Annotated in this window: 1 protein-coding gene; it reads right to left on the bottom strand. The window is 64.6% G+C overall.

All coding sequences use genetic code 11. The annotated features are described in order from the left end of the window. Window positions 1-246 (bottom strand): response regulator (locus MFF64_RS36700; protein WP_498071636.1); only part of this gene is annotated, 246 nt, incomplete at its 3' end. Between the last annotated feature and the right edge of the window lie 82 nt (window positions 247-328).

The following is a 328-nucleotide window of genomic DNA, read 5'->3' as shown; positions in this document are numbered from 1 at the left end:
CATGGTGATGACGTGCAGCGGCCTGCGCTCCTCGGCGAGCAGCCGTGCGGACCAGCAGAGTTCGAGGCCGCAGAGCGGCCGGACCTCGACGCTGGTGATCAGGACCCGGACCGACGGGGTGGCGGCGAGGTGTCGCAGCGCCAGTTCCGAATCCGTGAACGCGTGCACCTCATGTCCGCGCGGCTCGATCAGGGAGGCGATGATCTGGAGGACGACACGGCTCGAATCGACGACGACGATCTGCATGGCATCACCCGGACCCGATCTCCGGTGTCTACAGGGTAAGACTTAACTTGGACCGAACAGAGAGGGCGAATTCCAGCATGAG

Source organism: Methylobacterium frigidaeris (genome assembly GCF_022179185.1).
Lineage (GTDB): Bacteria > Pseudomonadota > Alphaproteobacteria > Rhizobiales > Beijerinckiaceae > Methylobacterium > Methylobacterium frigidaeris.
The sequence above is the reverse complement of the archived record's forward strand: the minus strand, read 5'-3'. Positions and strand labels throughout refer to the sequence as shown.